The sequence below is a fragment of the Nocardiopsis metallicus genome (assembly GCF_014201115.1).
Classification (GTDB): Bacteria; Actinomycetota; Actinomycetes; order Streptosporangiales; family Streptosporangiaceae; genus Nocardiopsis; species Nocardiopsis metallicus.
Window position 1 is genome coordinate 2,229,101 of sequence record NZ_JACHDO010000001.1, and the last position, 21,795, is coordinate 2,250,895.

Below are 21,795 nucleotides of genomic sequence, written 5' to 3' on the forward strand. Positions count from 1 at the left end.
ACGGGGCCTCGTTGTGGACTCAGATCAGACTGGGGCGTGACGGGGTCCGTGCCCCGGCGGCGGGGTCAGCTCGGAGACGAAGTTCTCGCCATCAACAAGCGGGGTGTCCCGGGAGACCCCGGCCTCGGCCATCCGATCGTAGATCTCGAGGATTCGCTCCTTAGTACGGTAGGTCCCGTACTTAGCCACGTCCTTCTTCTTCACGATCGGGAATGTCTCCATGATGTAGTCCATGTCATCACGGTTGATCCCGTAAAGATGAAAGAACAGCGCGTCCAGCTCAGCCCGCATCACCGCTCTCCGTTCCTCATCCCACCTGAACGGTGCCCCCACATCACCCAAATCACGCGCAAAAGGCTCAATATCGCTAGCAGTATAAGTAAGCTCAATGGAACGCAGCCCAATAAACTCCGAGAACGGAGAAATAAATTCCGGAGATAGAACAGGGAGCTGCTTCCAAATAAAGTAACCCATGCTCGTTCCGCCGATTTTTTGACGACTGACATAGTCGAAAACAAACGAAGACTGAATGGAATTCAAACAAGAAAGCAGGAACGGTTTCATCGAAGATATAATAAGCATATATTTGTGGCCAACTGCAACCTTGGGAATAATTGCAGATATCGAAGTTCTTTCATCAATTCCACTGGTTACATCACGCCACCCCAGCAGCCAGCCGCGACTCCACCCTTTTGCCTCCAGACGCTCCCGCACCAAGGACTCATCAACCCACTCTCGAGGGTGAACCGAAAACGAAGGATTATCTAGACGACTCAACTCAGGCCTCGGAAGCTGACGAACTCCCTTACCTTGCACCAAATCAGCCAGCGAATAGTCACCGAAGCGATGGTTGTAGTGGTGCAACATCTTCGCCTCATAGAGTGGGAGCATGCGATCCCGACCTCTAGTGAAGACATTTCCCTCTAGATTCCAGCCACCCTCCTCCAGCGCCCCTCGCTCACAGAACAAGCCAGAGTCATTAGCCATATGGAACATGGTCATAAACGAAACGCCCCAGGGGTTTCCCCGTGGATCACCCTCCTTCAACAGGATCGGCAACCGGCGATAGACACCCAAGGTAATCTCGGCGTCCCTTCGAAACTTGAAAATTGGAGCCGTTCCAGTATTAGGATTGATAAGCTCAATATCTTCGCTTCGAAAAACGATGTGACGCTCAGGATCATCTAGTTCAGTCAGATCGACAATACGATACACCATATCGACCGGCTCGTCGTTAGCATTCCCCTGCAAGACAAAGAGACAGAATCGATTTCCCTGAGCTCCAGCGACATCACCAAAGAAGCCAGCATTTCGAAAGTCAAACAGAGATACTAGCGCCTTCTCCTTCACCAGGTCTTTGAAAAAATACTGAGTAGTGGAATCCGTAGCGACTCCCGTAGGGACAATTACCCCCATTCGACCATTCGACCCCATGAGAGATCTGTCAAGCTCCGAAAAGACCGCATAGGTATTAATGTCACCGCGCCCAGTGAGCGGATACCGGCCGCTACTTCGGAGAAAACTGCTCTCACCTTCAGATCGGCGCTTCGCTTCTTCAAATTCCTCAAACAGCAAAGAGCGATGCATATCAATTTTTAGACCGGCAATCAAACGTTTACGTTCGGCAGCGTTGCGCGCTGAGGCGATTTCTTGGTCACGCTGGGCGAAGAACTCCTGTTCTTGAAGCTTGATCCGCTCCCACGGAGGGTTCCCGACCACACAATCGAACCCGCCGGACCAGCCAGTGTCCTCATCCGCCTTCGCACCACCAGCCGAAGCGAACACGTCCGGGAACTCCAGGTGCCAGTGGAAGAAGCGGTACTGGTCCCGCAACCGCGTAATCTCCTCGACCGTGGTGTACGGAGCCCCGTTGCCTTCCTTGGCCCTAGACAGGTTCCGGAAGACTTCTTGGGTGACCGCACGCGGCGCATCATGGGTCTTGCGCCACACGAACGCCCCACACCAGGCATCGGCCACCCGCTTGTCACGCACGTACTCGTCTGAGTCGGCCCATTCCCTGTAGGCGGCCTCCTGGCGGCGTACCTGGTCCAGGGAATCAGCGTTGATACCGGTGATCTGCTCCAACTGCCGCGCGTAGACGGTGTTGTCGACCTGCACCGCATCGTCGTCGATGTCGAAGAGGCCGATCTGGCCGCCGCGTTCCTCCTTGTTGGTCTTGGCGAGGAAGCGCGCGTATTTCTTGTCATCGCCCTCGATGGGCTTGAACGCCTCGTCAGGGATACCGTCACGCAGCAGCTTTGGGGTTGCACCGATGAGCGCGTTTCCACGCTTGACGTGTGCATCCAGGAAGCTCAGCGGCTTGCCGGGCTCCAATGCCTCCAGCCAGAGCGACACCTTGGCCAGTTCCACAGCCATGGGGTTGAGGTCCACCCCGTAGATGCAGTGCGCCACCACCTCGTGCATGGCGTGCCGCACCGCGTCCACGGTCGGTTCGGGGTTACCCTCCCGCACCGCTGCGACCTTCTTGGCGATCCTCCTCGCCGCTGCCACCAGGAAGTGCCCGGACCCACAAGCCGGGTCGCAGACGGTGAGCTTGAGCAACTCCGCGACGATCGCCTCGGACTCGTCCGCCTGCCCCGCCGCACTGGCCTCGACCGATCCCCGCTTGACGGCGTCATCGATAACCGGGTCAAGGGAGGAGTCCAGCAGGATCTCGATCAGTGAAGAGGGGGTGTAGTAGGAACCCGTCGTCTTGCGGTCGTTCCCGGCCAGCTCCACCAGCTCGAAGGTGCGCTCAGCGACACTGTGCTTGGGTACCAATTCCAGCAGCGATTCGTAGACCGAACCGAGCTCCTCGGCGTCCAGGTTCCGGTAGTCCACCGAACGCCAGCGCTTGGACGCCGTGTCACGCACCTGAGCAAGGTGGCGGACCGCCCCGAGCAGTGCCTCGTTGGACAGCTCCAGATCCCGCAGCGGAGCGTCAGCTTCAGTATCGGTGAACAGACCACCGAGCCCCGGCAGAGCGAGTTCGGGGCGACCGTTCACATCACCGAGAGCATTCAGGACGATCTTCAGGGCCCGGTACTGGTCCCCGTGCGCAGTACCACGACGGCGGCGGGCATGGCGTCGCAACCGCTCTGAGGAGAAGTACTTCGCGTAGCGCTCCCTGGCCTGCTCCGAAGCCTCCGGCGGGTGCAGGGCTTCGCGGTCCTCCGCCACAAATAGAAACAGCAGCCGGTAAACCATGCGCAGCAGAGCCGCATGGAGATCCTTAGCATCCAGATTCTCGCGAAGGTGGCTGTTGGCCGGGTGCTTGAGGAAACCGGTGCCCAGCGTCGTGATGGCCTCCTGCACACCCTTGCGCAACTGCTCGAGAGCCCGTGTCCCGGACGTAATGGCGTCGGTGCGCCACTTCTCCAGCCAGCAGGACGCCGAGGGCTCGCCCTCCTTGGCCTCGAAGCGGGAAGCGTGCAGGAGCCGGTACAGCAGCACGAATTCGCTGAACAGCTCGCCGTCGAAGATCGCCTCAAGGTCGAACTCGACATACGACGCTGTGGCCAGCGCGCTGGAGTCACGCAGCAACCGCAACTGCCGCCCGTTGGTGACCACGGCCCACAGGTGAGCAGAAGTCCGGTTCAGTGCCTCCTGCACCAGCGACTGCGGCGGAACCGTCCCCGCTCCCCCGGGACGCTTGTCCAGCTCGGTCCCCCACACCGGCACGTGGATCGGCACGTGCTGCCAGCGGTGGCTGAGCGGGAAGACCTTCTCCGGGTCGTCGTCAGCTACGATCCGCCCCGAACCGACCTCTCCCAGCCGGCCGAAGCCGAATTCAGCAAAGAGCGGTTGCACCCACTGACTCAGGGCCAGGCCAGTCGGGTCACCGGCAAGGGTCCCGTCCTTCTCGGCCGGAAGCTGCTTGCGCAGGTCCTTCCACACGCCTTTGAGGAATTCCCAGTGCCGCTCGGCGTCATCGCTGACCGAACGAGATCCAACAACCCCGTAGTCAGAGGGCTTGGAGCCGGGAACGTCCTTGCCCTCAGCAATCCGGACGAGCATGTCGGCGGGCAGCAATCCACCCACGGTGTGCACGGCGGTGAACACCTGGTTCTTTGCGATAGCGGACATCAGGCAATACCTCCGGCGGCGGGGGCGGGCAGGTAGACGTAGGCGCCGAGGATGTCGGCAGGCTCTTGAGGTTCGACTTTCAGACCACGACGGATCTCACCCGAAGCCCCACGCACCCGGCGATGGGACTCGGTAAGCTCCTCAGCCAACTCACGGCCGTACTCGACCAGGCGGTCGGAGACCGTGGGCAGACCCTCAAGGATCTTAGTCATGGAGCGCTCAGCAGACGCAGGATCAGTGTTGGCGTCGGGCCGGGCGTCAAGCAGCGCAACCGCCTCAGACGGCTCCAGCCACTCGGCGCGCTCAGGCGCCCCGCGGAAGGCCAGCAGCTTGGCATCCTCAGCCACCAGCTGCTTGGTTCCGTGCCTCGAAGGCAAAGTCAGATGGAAGCGGTACCTCACCAGCAACAGCGTGGTTCGCTTCTCGACAGCCGAAGTGCGGACCACACCGCAACGCCGCGCGGGCCGGGCACCAGCAGTGTCCGGATCCAGAGCAGCATCCAGTACGTGGGAGGCCAGAGCTCCCACCACGGGATCGGTACGAACCAGGGCCGCCTCCCCCCGAGCAACAGCAGCGGTGTCGCGGAACGGGAAGGGCTTGCCGTCCTCAACGGCAGCCGATCCGAGAACCGGGGAGAAGGCATCGCGCAGCCCGACCGGGGTCCCAGAAACATCAGCGGTGAAACCGTCCGGGGCGGGGCGCAGGATCGCCTCCAGCTCCCGAAGCGAGCTCTCAACGAACGCACGCACCTCGCCGGTACCGCCCAAGGCCGCCCGGACCGAAGCGACCTCGCGGGCAACTTCCTCCGGGTGGATGGCGCGCTGGGCGTACTTGGAGCGGGAGAGCTTCTCGCGATCAGCAGCGGACTTCCACTGGGCTTCTAGCTGATCGGCCCGGGAAGTGAGTTCCTCAGCGCCGAACAGGGCCTCCTGCTCACCGGAGCGGGAGCGCACGAGCAGCCAGTCGACGATGGCGTCGGTGACCCCGGCGGAGGACTCGTCAGGCACGGACACAGCAATGCCGAGGTCCTTGCGAATCTGGCGGTACTTGCGCAGCAGCACTTCAAGGACGTTGCCGTCGATGCCGTTGTCCTCGCCGTACAGGGTGATGACGCGGACCTGATCGCGCTTCTGCCCGTACCGGTCGACACGGCCTTCGCGCTGGTCGTGGCGGGTGGGGTTCCACGCCAGGTCGTAGTGGACGACGGCGTCGAAGTAGTGCTGGAGGTTCACACCCTCGGACAGGCAGTCGGTAGCAACGAGCACCCGGCGGGCGGCGGTACCAGCCCCGTCCTCGGATTCGGCTTCACGGGCGGCCTCGGCCGCGGCTTCCTCCGCGAGTTCCTCGATGCGCTGGACGCGCTGCTGCGGGGAAAGCGTGCCGGTGACCGCCTTGACGGTGGTTTTCCAGCCCGGCTTGCCGTCCTTGGCGCGCCCGTTGAGCTTGTTCTCCAGGTTCGCGGCCACGTACTCGGCGGTGTCGATGTAGTGGCAGAAGACGATGGGGTTGTAACCATCGGCCAGTAGGTCCTTGAGGTGCTTGACCAGGGCCTTGAGCTTGGCGTCCTTGGCCGGACCCTCCAGCTGCTCGGCCCGCTCGGCGAGCAACAGCAGCGGGTGCTTGGTCTGGCCCTCTTCCTCATCCGCCTTGGCGCCGGGGGCGGTGTCGATCCCCTCCAGCTGGTCGGAGTCGACCGAGTCACGGATCAGCGGGGCACCGAGCTCGTCGGCCTCCTTCGCCGTCTTGGCGAGGGCAGCCGCGGAACGGGTGGTGAGGGTCTTGGCGGCTGCACGCGGGGAGGAAACCAGGGAGCGCAGCATGGCGATCGCCGACCACCAGGCGATCCGGTAGTTGCGCTCGCCGGGTGCCCCAGCCTGCTCAACACGCTCGCTCGCGTAGGCGATCGCGTCCTCGAGCAGCTTCTTGTACTCGGAGGCGAGCTTGTACTTCTCGTCCTTGAACTGGCGGTCCGAGGGGAAGGCGGTCTTCTCCGCGAGGGAGTCGTCCGCCAGGCCGTCACCCTCCCGGGTCAGGTACTGGCGCACGTCGGCGCGCTTGCGCTGCACGAAGTGGCGGGCGAGGAGCTCACGGCCAGCACGGGTGTCGAAGTCGGCGGTGGCCAGCTCGGGGTTGACCAGGCCGAGCAGGTTACGGAAGGCCGACTCCTTGCCGCTGTGCGGGGTGGCGGTGACCAGCAGCAGGTGGCGCTCCGGATCGGCGGCGACCTTCTGCAGGAGCTCGTAGCGCAGCTGGCTCTGGTTGGCCTTGGTGTCGTCGGCGGACACGCAGGTGTGCGCCTCGTCCACGATCACCAGGTCCGGGCAGTGACGGACGAAGTCGTCGCGGTGCCGGGTGGACTTGATGAAGTCGGTGGAGATGATGACGTGCTTGTGCTTGTCGAACAGCGACTGACCGAGATCCAGGCCGCGCTCCAACCGCGAAACCGTGGAGGCCAGCACCAGCTCAGCATCGATGTTGAACTTGGTGCGCAGCTCCTCCTGCCACTGCTCGGCCAGTGCCGGGGAACAGAGCACGGCCAGGCCCTTGGCTTCGCCCTGGGCCAGAAGCTCAGAAGCGACCAGGCCGGCCTCCACCGTCTTGCCGATACCCACGTCATCACTGATCAGCATGCGCACGGTCTGCTGACGCAACGCCATCAGCAGCGGCACCAGCTGGTAGGCCCGCGGCTGCACAGCGATCCCGGCCAGGGAGCGGAAGGGACCGGCGCCGGAGCGGAAGCCGATCCGCAGGGCGCTGCGCAACAACCCAGCAGCCTCGGCGTTGCCCAGGTCAGCAGGGTCGGGCGCGTCGAAGGTGGCTGCCGCCACCTTCTCGAAGGCGGGGAAGAGCGCGGCCACGTCGTCGTCGCTGCCGCCCAGGGGGCGCAGCACCAGCATGTCGGCGGCGCTCTCGGGGAGCACCACCCATTCACGGCCCCGGGCCGAGACCAGGGATCCGGGTGCGTACGTGGTGGTCATGTGACGGAGTTCCTCGTTCCTCACAGGGTGTTGCGGGGAGTCTGCGTTCGGAAATCTACGGTGGCTGTCCCCCGTGACGCTTCTTGCTACCAGGAGCCATATCGGGCTCCAGCTTGCCTCTGGTAGCAAGATCACGGGGAGTGGGGGCAGAGCTAGTCGGTCAGCGGCGCGAGCCGGGGCCAAAGAAGGACTCGTGTCGGTCCATGATCACCTTCCAGTCGGCGTCGTGGGGAACACGGACGATGTCCCAACCCGCGTCCTCCAAGCGCTCCTCGGCCTCGGCGTCGCGCTGGGCGATCCGCTCGTCCTCGTGCACGGGCCCGTCCACGAACACGGCGACCTGGGCCCCGGAGAGGCGGTAGACGAAGTCGGGCTTGGCCGAGGCCTCGGCGACCAGGGTCTGGGCCTCGTCGGGCATCCGGTAGCCGTGCTCCTTGAGCCAGGTGAGGAAGCGCTGTTCGAGCGCGGTGTCGGACTGGAAGCTGAGCGCTGCCATCTGGTCGGTCCGGGACACGCCCTGACCGGTGGTGAGGGTCTCGGAGTCGACCAGGCGAAGCAGCAGGTCCCGGATCAGACGCCGGTCGATGAGCTGGTGGTGGAACTGGTTACCGTACGTCAACAGGCAGTCGTAACAGCCGCGGGCACACGCACCCTCGACGTCCACGCCGTCGGCGTCCATGTGGCAGATGGCCAGCGCGGTGGTCGCCGCCTGCGCCAGCTTCTTCGGGTCGGCCTGGAGCTGGCGCAGCACGCCGGCACCGCCCTCGGCCGCCTCGGTGAACAGCATCCGATCACGGGGGCCGTCCTCGGGCGGGAGCAGCTCGCTGGTGAGCTCGGCGTCCTCCAGCTCGAAGGCGGCCTCGATCCCCCGCTCCAGCGCGTACATCAGCGTCAGCGCCTGCTCCTGGGGCAGAGCCTCCTCCAACCTCAGCACGATGATGTTGCGGCGGTCCTCGACGAAGGGGATGACGCGCTTGCGCGTGCCGCGCTCCTCACCGGTCCCCTCGACCAGGGGCAGTTCCATCTGGTCGCCGACGGCCTTCTTGGCGTCCTGTTCGTTGAGCCACTTTCCGGTGACCGGGTCCAACCAGAAACCGTCCGGCTCGTTCTCCTTGGCGCGCAGGCGGCCCAGGTTGGTGATGCGCACGGTGGCGGAGTCGCCGTAGTGCAGGGTGGCCAGCTTCCCGACCGGGTCGGCCACCTGTGCGTCCTGGCGGCCCAGGCGCTCGCCGTGGTCCTGGAAGCGGTAGGAGGTGACCAGGCGGAAACCGGCCCGACGGCGCTCCTCCTCGTCGGAGGAGATCTTCTCCCGCTTGGTGGTGTACACGGTGTGCAGCTGGAGCAGGCCGTGGGTGGAGGCGCCCAGACGGTTGTCGCACAGCTCGCAGCGGTCGGCGAGGCGTTCGGGGTCGTGGTGGTAGCCGCAGGTCTCGCAGCGGACAGCCTTGCTGGTGGACAGCTCCCCGGCGGAGTCCGGCGGGAGCTGCACCCGCGTGACCTGGTAGCGCGAACCCTCGTGGTAGATCAGCGCGCCCGGGCCGAACTCGCGCACGGCCACGAAGCGGGGCCGCTGGAGGAAGTCGCCCTCGTCGAAGCGGCTGCGGCGGGTGGGGATGTAGGCGGCCAGCGGCAGGCGCGGGAAGGAGTAACCGGGCAGGAAACCCTCACTGGCCAGGTACCGGTAGGGGTTGAAGTCGCTCATCATCGACTTGCTGTCCTGGCTCTCGTTCTTGAGCAGGGTGATCTGGGTTTCGGCCTCCCTCCGGCGGTTGGTGGCCTGGGCCCGGTCGCGTTCGCTGAGGCTGTGGTCGAGGACGCGCCGGTTCTGCTCGGCCTGGTCCACCAGGGCGGCCCGGAACAGGTCGCGCCAGCGGTCGAAGGAGCGGTCGAAGCGGTCGGGCGCGGTGGTGATGACCCGCTCCAGCCAGGAGTCGTCCCACCAGGTCATCTGCTCCAGCTGCGGGAAGACGTCCCGGAAGACGTCCCGGGCGGCGGCGATGGCGCGGCGCTGGGCGGCCGGGTCGGCGATGGCGTCGCGGGCGGTGTCGTGCAGGGGCAGCGCCGGGTCGGGGACGCGCTGCTCCTCGTCGTAGGCGATGTCGATGACCTCGGGGACGGCGCGGCCCAGCAGGAGGTCGGTCTCGGCCAGCCAGATGGCCTGGAGGTGGGCGATGGCCAGGTCCTCGTTGGCCAGGTCCAGCCTGGGCGGCTGCACGACCCCGGCCACCATGCGCTCCGAGCGGCGGAAGTAGTACTGGTCGTGGCTGTTGCCGGTGGCGCAGTAGGTGGTGACCAGGGCGGGCTGGCCGCCTCGGCCCGCGCGACCGCTGCGCTGGGCGTAATTGGCGGGCGTCGGGGGCACGTTGCGCATCATGACGGCGTTGAGTTCCTTGATGTCCACCCCCAGCTCCATGGTGGGCGAGCAGTACAGGAGCTTGAGCTCGGCGTCGCTGAACAGCCCTTCGCGCTTCTCGCGCTCCTCGGGCGGCACCTGAGCGGTGTGCTCGCGGGCGACCAGGCCGGTCAGGGAGGCGGCGGCGCCCCGGTAGAGGTCGCGGAAGAACCTGTTGACGCGGGGCCCGTCACCGCTGGCGTAGGTGCGGGTGAGCGGGTCCTGGGCACCGAACTTGCCGTCGCCGGCCTTCCAGATCAGGCAGGCGGCGTCCACCTGGTAGCCGGTCGCGGTGTCCTGGTCGTTGCGGTGGAAGCGGTTGTGGCGTCCCCGCGGCGCCGCCTCGACCTCGTTGACCAGTCCGGCCTCGGAGAGCACCGAGAGCAGGTCCGCGATGACCTTCTGGAGCTCGTCGGCGCCCAGGCCCTTGAACTCCTTGTGGGCGCGGGCGAGGTACTTGGCGAACTTGCCGCGGCCGGACAGGAAGATTCCGCTGCGGTCCGTGCCGCGCCCGGAGGGCCGCGGGTAGGCGATGCCCACGCGCGGGCGGTCGGACTTGGAGAGCACCCACTGCTCGGCGAGGCGGGTCTCACTGGCGGTCTGGAGGGACTCGAAGCTCTCGTCGCGGAAGTAGGGGGTGTCGATGGCCAGGCCGCGGCGCATCTCGTCCATGAGGGCGCGCAGGATCACCTTGCGCACGTGCGGTTCGGTGGCGCGGAGTTCGGGTGCGGTCTTGGACCACAGGTCCTCCTGCTCGGCCGTCCAACCGAGGTCGGCGTACTCCACCCGCAGCAGGCCGGTCTGCTCCAGGTTGGGCATGGTCACCCGCCAGCCGCGCTCCAGGTCCAGGTAGAGGCGGAAGGCGAGGACGTCGCGCAGGGTGGTGGCGGCCTGTTTGGCCAGGCGCGGGGCGACGCTGCCGGACCTGGTGTAGTCCTCGGGGCTCAGCTTCAGGATCTCGGCGACCCGGGTGGCCAGGTTCTCGTGGGTCAGGCCCTCCTCGCCCTGCTCGTCGGCCTTGACCAGGGCCCGGTACAGGCCGCCGCGCAACTCGGTGACCTGGACGAAGTCGTTGAAGTGTCCGGCCTGGAGGGAGGCGTCCTGGCGGTTGTCGACGAAGGTGAGGAGTTTGCGGGCCTCCTTGGGCAGGGCCTCGGCGGGCACCGCCTTGAGGGAGCGCACGATCGTGCCGGAGACCAGGGAGGTCGCGGAGGAACGGCCTTCCTGGCCCAGGCTGGCGAGTTTGGCGAAGTCCTTGCCGCGCTTCTGTTCGTAGCTGACCCCGCAGTGCAGGCAGAACAGGAAGGGGGCCGGGATGAACGCGGCGTTGAGCCCGTCCTCGCCCTCGCGGCCCAGCACGTCCACGGTGACGGCGCGCGGAACGTTGTTGCGGTAGTTCTTGCGGACGCTCACCTGGTGGTTGTCGTCCGCCTCGGTCCAGGACTCGGGCAGCAGGTTGCGGTCCAGGACCGCTTCCAGGCTCTCCGGCCAGGGAGAGTCCGGGGAGACGTACAGGTAGCCCTCGGAGGCCCCGTCGGAGCTGGCGGTGGTGTCGCGCCGGGACTGGTAGACGGTTCCGGTGGGCTTCTCCACCCGCCAGACGGTCATGTACTCCTGACCGCACTCGCGGCAGAAGGACAGCGGCAGCAGGACGTGTCCGTCGTGGCCGGGGCGCTCCAGCTGGTACTCGCGGGTCAGGTGGCGGGTCTCGGGGTCCTCCAGGGTGACGTGGACCGTGTCGCCCTTGGACAGGAACTGGTGCAGGCGGAACGCGAACAGGGGGCGGCGGTTGCCGGGGTGGAAGGCCTCCGCGCCCGCTTCCAGGGTGCGGCGGATCGCCTCCACGCACTGCTGCTCGGGCACACCGGTGTCCCGGGACAGTTCCTGTGCGGCGTCCTCGACCTTGGTGGGGCGCTGCCGGACGAGCCTGCCGGCGGGGTCGGTGGTCAGCCCGAACGTGGACTCGATCCACCGGGCCAGGGGGTCCTGGTACAGGTCGTTGTAGGCGCGCGGGGCGTCGGGGGCCCTCAGGCGCTCGGCCGGGACCGGTGCGTCGCCCTCGGCGGTGGCGCGCACGAGGGTTTCGGTGATGATGTTGTCCGGGCGGACCTCGGTGCCGAAGATCTTGGTGGCGACCTCGGCGACGGTCTGCCGCTGGTCCTCGGTGGTGCCCTCGGAGGACATGGTGGCGGAGGTGCCCACGCACTGGACGTCGGGGGCGTCGCAGGCCTGGCGGACGCGGCGGATGAGCATGGCCACGTCGGCGCCCTGGCGGCCCCGGTAGGTGTGGAGTTCGTCGAAGACGAGGAAGTCCAGGCCGCTGGCCATCTTGATGAGGGACTTGCGGTCGCCCGGCCGGGTGAGCATCAGTTCGAGCATCACGTAGTTGGTGAGCAGGATGTCTGGCGGGTCGTCCCGCAGGTTCTTGCGGGTCTGTTCGCTCTCCTGGCCGGTGTAGCGGGCGAAGGTGACCGGTTCGCGGCCCGCCCCGTAGCCGTCGACCAGGAACTTGGTGAGTTCCTTGATCTGGCTGTTGGCCAGGGCGTTCATCGGGTAGACGATGATGGCGCGGACCCGTTTGGTCCGGCGGCCCTCGGCCTTCTCGCGGTCGCGTTCGCGCAGGACGCGGTCGACGATCGGGACGATGTAGGACAGCGACTTACCGGAGCCGGTGCCGGTGGTCAGCACGTAGGACCGGCCGGTGCGGGCGGCCTCGATGGCTTCGCGCTGGTGGCGGTGGAGGGTGAGCGGTTTGCCGTCGCAGACCGTGCTGCCCTCCTTCTTCTTGGCCTGGAAGATGCGGGCGGCCTCCGCGTGCAGCAGCCCCTCGCTGACGAGTTCGGGGACGGTCCCGCCGGAGGCGAAGAAGGGGTTGAGGGACAGCCAGGGGTCGGGCCACTGCGACTTGCCGTCCAGGTCCTCCTTGAGGAACTGGGCGATCCGGTCGTCGCGGATGGTGGTGCCGCCCTCGGTGAAGTCCCGGTAGTCGCCGATGAGCTGGTCGTGCAGGGAGAAGACGTCCATGACGCCCAGGGGCGCGTTGTGCGGGCGCTGCCCGGCGGGGTCGGTCAGGACCGCGGCCGGGACGGCGGAAGGTAGGTGGGCGCGCGGGTCGAAGTCGGCCCAGCCGGAGACCTCGCCCTCGTCCGTAACGACGGCTAGAAGGGCCTGGCGCACCTCGGCGGCGTTGACCGGGCGGTTCGCGGGCTTCTTCTGCAGAAGCTGTTCGAGCAGGTAGGTGAGCTCGCTGGGAATGTCGTTGCGGAGCAGCCCCAGGGGTGGGACCTCGTCGTTGTTGTGCTTGTAGCCCAGCTCGAAGTTGGTGGCGCCGTCGAAGGGCGGGGCACCCGAGAGGAGTTCGTAGAGGACGCAGCCCAGCGCGTAGAGGTCGGCGGCGCGGGAAACCTTGCCGCCCTCGAACTGTTCGGGGGCCATGTAGCGGGCGGTGCCCACGGTGGTGTGGGTGCTGGTGAGCTTGGTGGCGTCGGGGTCGTCGACGATCAGGCCCATGCCGAAGTCCAGTACCTTGACCAGGCCGCCGCGGGTGACCATCACGTTGGCGGGTTTGAGGTCGCGGTGGATGACCCCTTCGGCGTGGGCGGCGTAGAGGGCGTCGGCCATCTGGGCCCCGAACGCGGCCGCCCACGAGACCGGCAGCTGGGGCGCATCGTCGTTGAGGTCGCGCAGGGTGTGCCCGTCCAGGAGCTCCATGGCCAGGTACGGCAGGTGGTCGCCGTCGGTGTCGTCCACGCCGCCGTCGATGACCCTGGGGATGCGGGGGTGGTCGAGCTTGCGCATGATGGCGACCTCGCGCGCGAACCGCCGGACCGACTTGTCCCGGGGGTCGACGGGGGCTCCGGAGCGGCGGCGCAGGATCAGCTTGAGGGCGACCTCGTGGTCCTTGGCGTCCAGTACCGTCTCGAGGTCCTCCGCGCGGTGCACCTCGCCCATGTTGCCGCGGTCGATGATCTCTTTCAGGCGGAACCGGTCCGCCACGATCTGCCGTTGCATCACTGTGCCCTCACACTCTCGACCCGCGTGTCCGTGCGCCCTGCGGGAGCGCCGCCCCATCCTCCCAGGGGTGGCGCTCACGTTCGCCTCACGTGCACAGGTATCTTCTCGATCCACCATGCAAGCTGTTTACATAGCAAACATACATGTGAGTTGGTGGCACGACAACCCATCGGGACAGGAAGCCTGCCGGGCCATCAGAGCCCACCACTGTCCCCCTACCCCCAGAAGACGCACCCGGCACCCTTTCGGATGACACACCGGCCGACTCCTGTCCCGAACGGCACTGCGTTCACCCCGCCCCGCCACCCAACCCACCCCGGTCGTTAACGCGGCCAACAGGCCAGGCCTGGGGTTGGGAGCAGCATCCGTGTACTGTGACCTCCATGGATTCCCGTGCCCAGGCCAGTACCGACGAGCAGCAGATCACCGCCGCCGACATCGCCCGGCTGGCCGGGGTGACCCGCGCCGCCGTGTCCAACTGGCGGCGCCGCCACGACAACTTCCCCGCCCCTAGCGGGGGCACCTCCTCCAGCCCACTCTTCCCCCTCGCTCAGGTGCGGACCTGGCTGGAGAGCCAGAACAAGGGCGCCCAGGAATCCCCCGAAGTACGCCTCTGGCACACCCTGCGCGGCGACCACCCGGGGAACATGCTGACCGGGCTGGCCGACCTGGCCGAATACCTGGAAGACCCCGCTCGGGGGTCGGGCGAGCTGAGCGCGGCCGCCGTCGAGCAGGCCGACAAACTGGTCCAGGAGACCTCCGCTGCCGAGGTCTCGCGGGCGCTGGCCGAACGGTTCCTGAACTCCAGTGAGCGGGCCGGGACGGCAGCCACCTCCACCGCACGCCTGGTCCGGGCGGTGACCGCGTTGACCCGTACCGACGCGGCCAGTGTGTTCGATCCGGCCTGCGGCAGCGGGGCGCTACTGCTGTCCGTGGGCGCTCCGCAGGCGCGGCGACGCGGTCAGGACACCGACCCGGACGCGGTGCGCTTCGCCGCCGCACGTGCCCGGATCGAAGGGCTCACCGACGCCGAGTTCGCCACCGGGGACTCGCTGCGCGAGGACCGCTGGCCGGGGGAACAGGCCGAGCTGGTGGTGTGCGACCCGCCGCCCGCCACCACGGACTGGGGCCGGGAGGAACTCCTCATGGACCCCCGCTGGGAACTGGCCCTGCCGCCGAAGGCCGAAGGCGAACTGGCCTGGCTCCAACACGCCTACGCACACACCGCACCCGGCGGCCAGACCGCCGTGGTGCTGTCCACCTCCTGCGCCTACCGCAGGACGGGGCGGCGGATCCGCGCCGAGCTGGTACGCCGGGGTCTGCTGACCGACGTCATCGCCCTACCCGCCGGTCTGGCCTCCTCCCACTCCCAGCAGGTGCACCTGTGGCTGCTGCGCAGACCGTTGGAACGCGAGGACGCGGCCACGGCTGTGCGAATGTGGGACCTGACCGGCGCCGACCCCGACCAGCCCTGGCAGCTGCCCGACAGCCCGGGCGCCGAGGTACCGCTGATCGACCTTCTGGCCGAGGAGGTCGATCTGTCTCCCGCCCGGCACGTGGCCCCGGACCTGGCCGAGATCCCCGAAGCCCTGGCCGAGGTGCGCGCCGACCTGGAGCGGCTGACCGGGGAGCTGGCCCAGCTGCTGCCCATCGTGCACGCGGGTACGGCGGAGCGCCTAGAACAGCAGGTACGGGTCGGCGACCTGGTCGACGCGGGGTTGGTCCAGCTGGACGGAGAGAAACCGCGGGCGGTGGACCAGCGGTTGGATTCGGACTTCCTCAACGGTTTCCTCACCGCCGCGGCCAACACCCGGCGTTCCACCAGCGCCAGCGGCACCTACCGCACCGACGCCCGCGCCGCCCGCGTCCCGAAGCTGGAACCGGAGGAGCAGCGCCGCTACGGTGCTGCCTTCCGCGCCCTGGGAGAGTTCGAACGCCGCGCCCGTGAACTGTCGACTCTGGCCGACAGGGCCGCCGAGCTGACCCGCGAAGGTCTGACCTCGGGAGCGCTGGCCCCGGAGCAGGACTCCTGAGACCAGCCGCTCCGCGTGGTGACCAGGTGGGGAACAACAGGGGGTCAGAGCGGCCAGAGGTGGGTGAGCGTGGTCGTCACGGCGGCACCGGTGGCCATGAACAGCAAGAGCGAACCGGCGCAGCACCCCTTCCGCTCGGCCTGAGCCGCGGTGGAAGACGACGCCGCGGCCCCTGACCGGGCACGATCGCGCTCTTCGAAGGGCGCCACGAACCTCTGGTGGTACTCACCGGGACCGAGCTCCTGGGGGCGCCAGAAGCTCTGCCAGGGGCGTTTCTCCTCCTGTTCGGCGGAGTCGGACCTCATCTGCGCGGCCGCCTGGGCGCTGCCGCTGTCGGCGAAGAGCCCGGCCTCGCGGCGGTCCGAGGCGGCGCGGAGCACGTCCCAGGCCTGGGCCGGGGTTACCACCCGGTGGCCTTCCTGCTGGGCGCGTTCGATCTTGGGGTCGGTGGTTCCGGCCTCGGCGATCACCAGGCGGACAGTCTTGGTGATCTTCACCCCGGCCGCCGCGCCCTGGGACACGGCGTGGTCCATGACGGCGCTGATCGCCGGGGAGTCTCCGACCGGGACGATCCGCCAGCCCTTGAGCGGGCCGTTCTTGCGGGCCTTCTCCTGTTCGGCGACGTAGAGCAGGTCCTTGATGGCGTGCCCGGCGCCGAGGTTGCGGGCAGCCTTCTCCAGTTCCCGGAGCTCGGTGCTGGTGACCACGCCGTCGGCCTCGGCCCGGGCACGGGCTTCGAGCAGGACCTGTTCGTGAACCTGCCGGATGGTGGTCTGGGTCAGCCCGGCCGCGGTGGCGAGTTCAGCGAGGTGGTGGGCCTCCTCCCCGACGATCCTGCCGTCCGCGAGGGCGTGGCCGAGCGCGGAACGGTAGGTGGCCACCCCCTGGGGGTGCGGGTGGGGCGAGGGGTTCATGTCGGGCAGGCCGGCGGCGACGTTGGCCAGCCATCCCTCCTGGCCTTTGCGCAGCCCGAAGGTGCGCGGGGCGATACGTCCGGTGCGGGGCAACGGCGGGGCCGCCATGGGGTTGGCCCCCGCCCAGGCCAGCGGTTGAGGGCTCTCGCTGAGCAGGACCGAAAGCATGCGGGCCAGGTGACGGGCGTCGGCGAGGGCGTGGTGCTGGCCGCGCATCCACTCCCCCGTCATCAGCTGGTAGAGCTGGTTCTGCTTGTAGCCGTACCGGTCCAGCTGGGTGCGCAGGGTGTGGAGCGTGCACAGCCCGGGCAGCCCCTGGGCGCTCACGTTGAGTCTGCCGAACTCCACCTTCAGGAAGCCCTCCTCGAACGGCAGGTTGTGCGCGACGACCACGGCGTCGGAGAGGTAGGCGACCAGGTCACCGGCGATGTCGGCGAACACGGGGGCGTGCGCGACCTGGGCGTCGGTGATCTCGTGGAACTCGGAGTTGCGCAGGGGCATACCGGGATTGACCAGGGTGGAGTACTCGTCGATGACGGTGCCGTCGCCGCGCATGCGCACGACGGCCACCTCACAGATCCGGTGCCCGGCCTCGGGGTGCAGGCCGGTGGTCTCCAGGTCCACGACGGCGAACGTCATCCGTCGGGGGTCGGCCCCGTGGCCTCGGGTCAGGTGGCCCTGGCTGAACATCGTGATGCCTTCCATGACGGAGTCGGGGGCGGCGGGGCCCTCTCCCGACCGCCACAGCGGCTCCTCGACGACCAAGGGGCGCACACGCCACAGTGGTGACGCCGTGCGACCCCCGGGCGTTGACCGAGTGTGAGAAACAAGCCGATACCGGTTTCCGTGCGTATGCCCGGTCTCTCACCCAGCCTTCCCCCTGATCCCTCAGGACAGGGCATCAGGTTCCGGAGCGGATGACGTCGCCCTCCTCAATCAACGTGCCCTTGGCCAGCAGCGTCTCCAGGTCCTGTTCGAAGGCCTGGGTGATGTCCTTGCCGCTGCGGCCCCACTCGAAGGTCTCCCGCATGGCTCGGAGCAGGTCCGGGCGGGTGATGCGGGTGGAGTCACGAACCAGCAGGATCAGTGCCTGCTGCCGTTCGACCGGGGGCACCTCGTTGATCCTGCGGACGACCGAACCATTGGGGCAGCGGACCTCCACTCCGCCCCCAGGCCACCAGATGGTGTCGCCGTCACGCCACAGCTTTTCCTTGCGCAGCAGGTGCTCCAGGGTGACGTCGAAATTGGCCCTGATGGTGCGGCCGAGCCGTTCTCCGCCCAGGGAGTCGATCGTCTTGCGGTACAGCCAGTTGACCTCGACCGGGCTCTCGTGCTCGACGATCAGCATGAACAGCCCCGCGATGTAGGGGCGGGCTTCCGCGCTCCTGGGTTCGTACCAGTACGCCTCATCGTGCGGTTTGTAATTGTGGGTCTCGTAGTCGACCAGCCAGTCGGGGCGCTGTTGGCTGGCCTGCTCCGCGGCCCGGGTCCGAGCCGCCTCGTCGGGGACCGTGACCAGGTCGGGGGTCAGGCCCACGGTGCCAGTGCCTTGGCCCTCCCGGGCGTCGAACTCCGGAGATTCCACCGCTGATCGGGCGGCGAGCACTGCGGCCTCCACCGCCTCGCGCAGCCGCTCCTGCGCCCGGGCGCGATCCCGGTACCAGTCGGTGCCCCAGATGCGGTGCAGACGCCAGCCCAGGCCACTGAGCACGCCGTCGCGCAGGCGGTCGCGGTCACGGGCGACCTTGGAGGAGTGGTACATGGCGCCGTCGCACTCGATGCCGATCACGTACCGGCCGGGCAGTTCGGGGTCGATGACGCCGAGGTCGATGCGGTACCCCGCCACGCCCACCTGGGGCTGGACCTCGTACCCCCAGCCCCGCAGGGTGTCGAGCACGGAGTCCTCGAAAGGGCTCTCGGTGTCGGCGTCAGCGGCGTGTCCGGCGACCGGTTGTGCCTCCAAAGCAGCCGGGCCCTGTTCGGCGTAGCGGAGGTACTCGCACAGCCGTCGCAGCCCTTCGGCGTCGTCCGGGCCGACCCGCAGGTCGTCCGCGGAGAAGGAGCTGACCACTTCGACCCGGCGCTTGGCACGGGTGACGGCGACGTTGAGCCGCCGTGAGCCGTCCGCGCGGTTGATCGGACCGAAATTGCGACGAATAACCCCGTCAGCCGCGGGCCCGTACCCCACGGACAGGATAATGACGTCGCGCTCGTCGCCCTGGACGGTCTCCAGGTTCTTGACGAAGAACCCGCCAAGGCGGCCCTCGTCGAACATCGCTCCCAGTTCGGGGTGCTCGTCCTTGGCCTTGGCGACCTCGTCCTCGATGGCGTTGGCCTGTTCCCGAGACAGGGCGACCACGCCCAGGGTCTGTCCGGGGCGGGTCCGGAAGTGGTGGACGACCCGCTCGGCGACCTTGCGGGCCTCGACCCGGTTGTTGCGGGCACCGCCCCGGTCGTAGACACCGTTCTCGACCCGGACGAAGCCCACCCCGGTGTTCTCGTCGCGCAGGTGCGCCCCGGGGAAGGTGATGAGTTCACCCTCATAGAACTTCCGGTTGCTGAAGGCGATGAGGTCCTCGTGGCGGCTGCGGTAGTGCCAGCGCAACGGAATGTCACGCATCCGGCCGCTGGCCTTGCACATGTCCAGCAGGGATTCGTAGGTCTCCTGCTGCTCCTCGTCCCATTCGTCGTCGGTGGTGGCCCGGTCGAAGAAACCGGTGGGCGGCAACTGCTTCTGGTCACCGGCCACGATCAGCGACCTGCCCCGGTAGATGCAGTTGATCGCATCGGCCGGTTTCACCTGGGACGCCTCGTCGAAGACCACCACGTCGAACTCGATGTCCGAGGGCAGGAACATGCTCACGGTGAGCGGGCTCATCATGAGGCAGGGGGTGAGGCGCTGGGCCTCCCAGGTCGCTTCCTCCATGAGCCTGCGCACCGGCATGTGGCGGCGCTTCTTCTCCGCCTCCCGGCGGATCACCCCCAGGCCCGGGGAGTAGGACGCCACCGGTGGCCGGCGTTCGGACCACTGGTGGAGCACCTCCTGCCTGGCCCAGGTGTGGAGTTCGAGGTCGCGCCGGCGGAAGTCCCGGACCTCGTTGTCCCGGACCGGCCCGGGCTCCCTGCGCACCCTTGTGTCCTCGCGGAGCCGACGGTCGGTCCAGGCCCGCAGGACGGCGCGTTCCACCGCGTCCGGCCAGCGTTCGGGGTCCCCGCCCAACCCGACGTAGCGCTCCAGGAGCGGTCCCAACCTGTGGGAGCGCACGGCTTCCAGCCCGGTCAGGGCCGTGCTCCAGCGTTCCAGTGAGGAGCTGTCCTCACGCAGCACGAAGAGGAACCGTTCGGCCTCGGCCAGATCGCCGGAGAGCCGACCGGTGATGATCGGACGGATCAGTTCGTCGAACAGGTCGGCGAAGACCTCGACCGCCAGCTCCCAGTCGTCCATCGCTCGTCCGAGTTCGTCCGGTGCGCACTTGACGCGCAGGGCCGGAACCGCCCCTGCGGGCCACTCGCGGGCGGCGGTTCCCACAGCGTCGTCGATCAGGCGCCGGGCACGGCGAGTCCAGGACAGGGCCTGTTGGAGCGTTTCCCCGAGGTCACCCTCGATCTGGTAGAGCCCGCCCAGGAGTTTCAGATCGTCCTGTTCCCGCAGTTCCCGTTCGGTCTCGGCGGTGTCCCGATAGCGCGCGAGGTTGATGTTCCTGTCCGCCTCGGCGGCCGACACGTCCATGCCGGTGTCGCGCCGGAACCGGCTGAGCAGTTCACGCAAGCGTTCCATCCGGACACGGACCTGCCGGAGCCAGGACAGCGCAGCAGCCGGAGCCAGGTCGCGGGCCTGGGCGGAACCGCCCGGAAACGCGATCAGCTCGTTGGCCCACGTCGACAACGTCCGGGAGGCCTGGTCAAGGTCCTCCTGGAGGTCGGTGAGGTCGCTGTCGTCCAGGAAGGCGGCAAGCGCTGAGCGTTCGTCCTCACCCAGCTCCGCGCGACACCGGACGGCCCGGTCCAGGGCGGCCGTCAGCACCTCGGTGTCGGTCTCCTCACCCTGCCAGTAACGACCGAACGCCCTGCCCAGTACCGCGGCCTGGCCCCAGAGAGCCTGGTGGTCCTCGTACCAGCGCTGAGCGTCACCGATACGGTCGGTGAGTCCACCGTGCCAGGTACCGCCGTGGCTGAGCGAGGCGGCCAGGGAGCGGTCCCGTTGGCAAGCTCGGCCGAGAGCGCCGCTGACCTTTCCCTGGCTCCCCACACTGGTCTGGTCGGTGCTGCCCGTACCGGCCTCGCTGACCTCACCGCCGTTCGCCCCGGAGGTCTGGGCCCGGAGAGAGTCGATCCCGGCGATGTCCAGGCAGTCCGGTCCCAGAACGGGTTCGGTCAGGGCGCGCAGCTCCTGGGAGACACGTTCCGCCCAGTCCAGATCCTCGACCAGTCCCTGACGGGTCTGCTCCGCCAGCAGTTCCCGGTAGTTCCCGAGCACGGCCTGGTCGACCGTCTCATGCCGACGCAGTTCCCGGTCGGCGTCACGGGCCCGCAGGGCGCAGTCGCGGACGGCCCGCGCGGTTCCCGTGGACACGGGTGCGCCGATCACGGGGGTGAGGACGTCGGCCAGGTCCGCGTCGGCGTCGAGACGGGCCGCCGCGGCGGTGAGCCAGGACGCTGCCTGTTCCAGGGGCCGCTCGAACAGCGCCGCGGCCGGGGGCAGGAGCTGGCGGGCAGCCTCTTCCCAGGGGGACAGTTCGTCCTGGGCGGCGCGCGCCCCGGCGACGGTCCGGCTGTCCAGGGCCTGGTCCTGGTAGAGGAAGCGGCGCAGTCCGCTACGTCCCTCCTCCGGGAGGAGCCGGCGGAGCTGGGCCGCCGTGTGGAGGCTGGATCGCACGGCGGCGAAGTCCGTCTCCTCGCCCCGCCAGTGCTGTCCGAGCTGTGCCTGGTAGTCGGCGGAGTTCTCGGTCAGGAGGCGGTGAGCACGCTGCCAGCGGATCGCCTCAGGAAGACGGTCGGGTACCCGTTTGTCCCAGGAGCCGTTGACCGTCAGAGTGGCGGCCCGGCGCTTGTCCTCGCGGAAGGCGGAACCCAGCCGGTCGAGGCGACCGTAGCCGGACAGCCGCTGGTGGAGTTCTTCCAGTCCCTGCTGTTCAGGGGTCGCGGGTCCGAACAGGTCAGCGGCGGCAGCACGGGCCTCGCGGAGTTCGGCGACCGCCGCTTCGGCGTGGTCCACGCTGGTCTGCGCCGCCCGCGCCGCCTCTTCGCCCAACCAGGCGGGAAGGGGTCGAACCGCCGCGCCCAGGCCGACGGCGGCCTCGAGGAGGAGCTGGACCTCGTGGGGGTGGCGGGGAGGCGGGCAGGCGAGTGCCTGGGCGATCGAGTCCGACACCACCGTC

The 21,795-nt window shown here is 67.9% G+C and carries 6 protein-coding genes; 1 reads left to right on the plus strand and 5 read right to left on the minus strand.

Going from position 1 to position 21,795, the window contains the following annotated elements; genetic code table 11:
- Positions 1-24: 24 nt before the first annotated feature.
- From HNR07_RS09600 to HNR07_RS09610, 3 genes are all read right to left on the minus strand, one after another.
- Positions 25-4,086, minus strand: a complete 4,062-nt coding sequence (locus tag HNR07_RS09600; RefSeq protein ID WP_184364457.1) for an Eco57I restriction-modification methylase domain-containing protein — start codon at positions 4,084-4,086, stop codon at positions 25-27.
- Positions 4,086-7,064, minus strand: a complete 2,979-nt coding sequence (locus HNR07_RS09605) for a DEAD/DEAH box helicase (RefSeq protein WP_184364459.1) — start codon at positions 7,062-7,064, stop codon at positions 4,086-4,088. Before HNR07_RS09605 ends, HNR07_RS09600 begins: the two co-directional genes overlap by 1 nt.
- Positions 7,065-7,224: 160 nt before the next feature.
- Positions 7,225-13,467: a protein kinase domain-containing protein gene (locus HNR07_RS09610; protein WP_184364460.1), complete on the minus strand. Its 6,243-nt coding sequence runs from the start codon at positions 13,465-13,467 to the stop codon at positions 7,225-7,227.
- Positions 13,468-13,853: 386 nt separating this feature from the next.
- Here HNR07_RS09610 and HNR07_RS09615 point away from each other — a divergent pair, with 386 nt between their 5' ends.
- Entirely contained in the window at positions 13,854-15,503 is a 1,650-nt protein-coding gene (locus tag HNR07_RS09615) for an HsdM family class I SAM-dependent methyltransferase (protein WP_184364461.1), read from the plus strand.
- A gap of 44 nt (positions 15,504-15,547) precedes the next feature.
- On the opposite strand, the gene HNR07_RS09620 is transcribed toward HNR07_RS09615, so the two are convergent.
- Together HNR07_RS09620 and HNR07_RS35875 are read right to left on the minus strand one after the other, a co-directional pair.
- Positions 15,548-17,191: a 3'-5' exonuclease gene (locus HNR07_RS09620; RefSeq protein WP_312893710.1), complete on the minus strand. Its 1,644-nt coding sequence runs from the start codon at positions 17,189-17,191 to the stop codon at positions 15,548-15,550.
- 127 nt (positions 17,192-17,318) lie between these two features.
- The gene (locus HNR07_RS35875; protein ID WP_184364462.1) at positions 17,319-21,788 is read right to left on the minus strand and encodes an AAA domain-containing protein; all 4,470 of its coding nucleotides are present in this window, start codon (positions 21,786-21,788) and stop codon (positions 17,319-17,321) included.
- Positions 21,789-21,795: the final 7 nt, after the last annotated feature.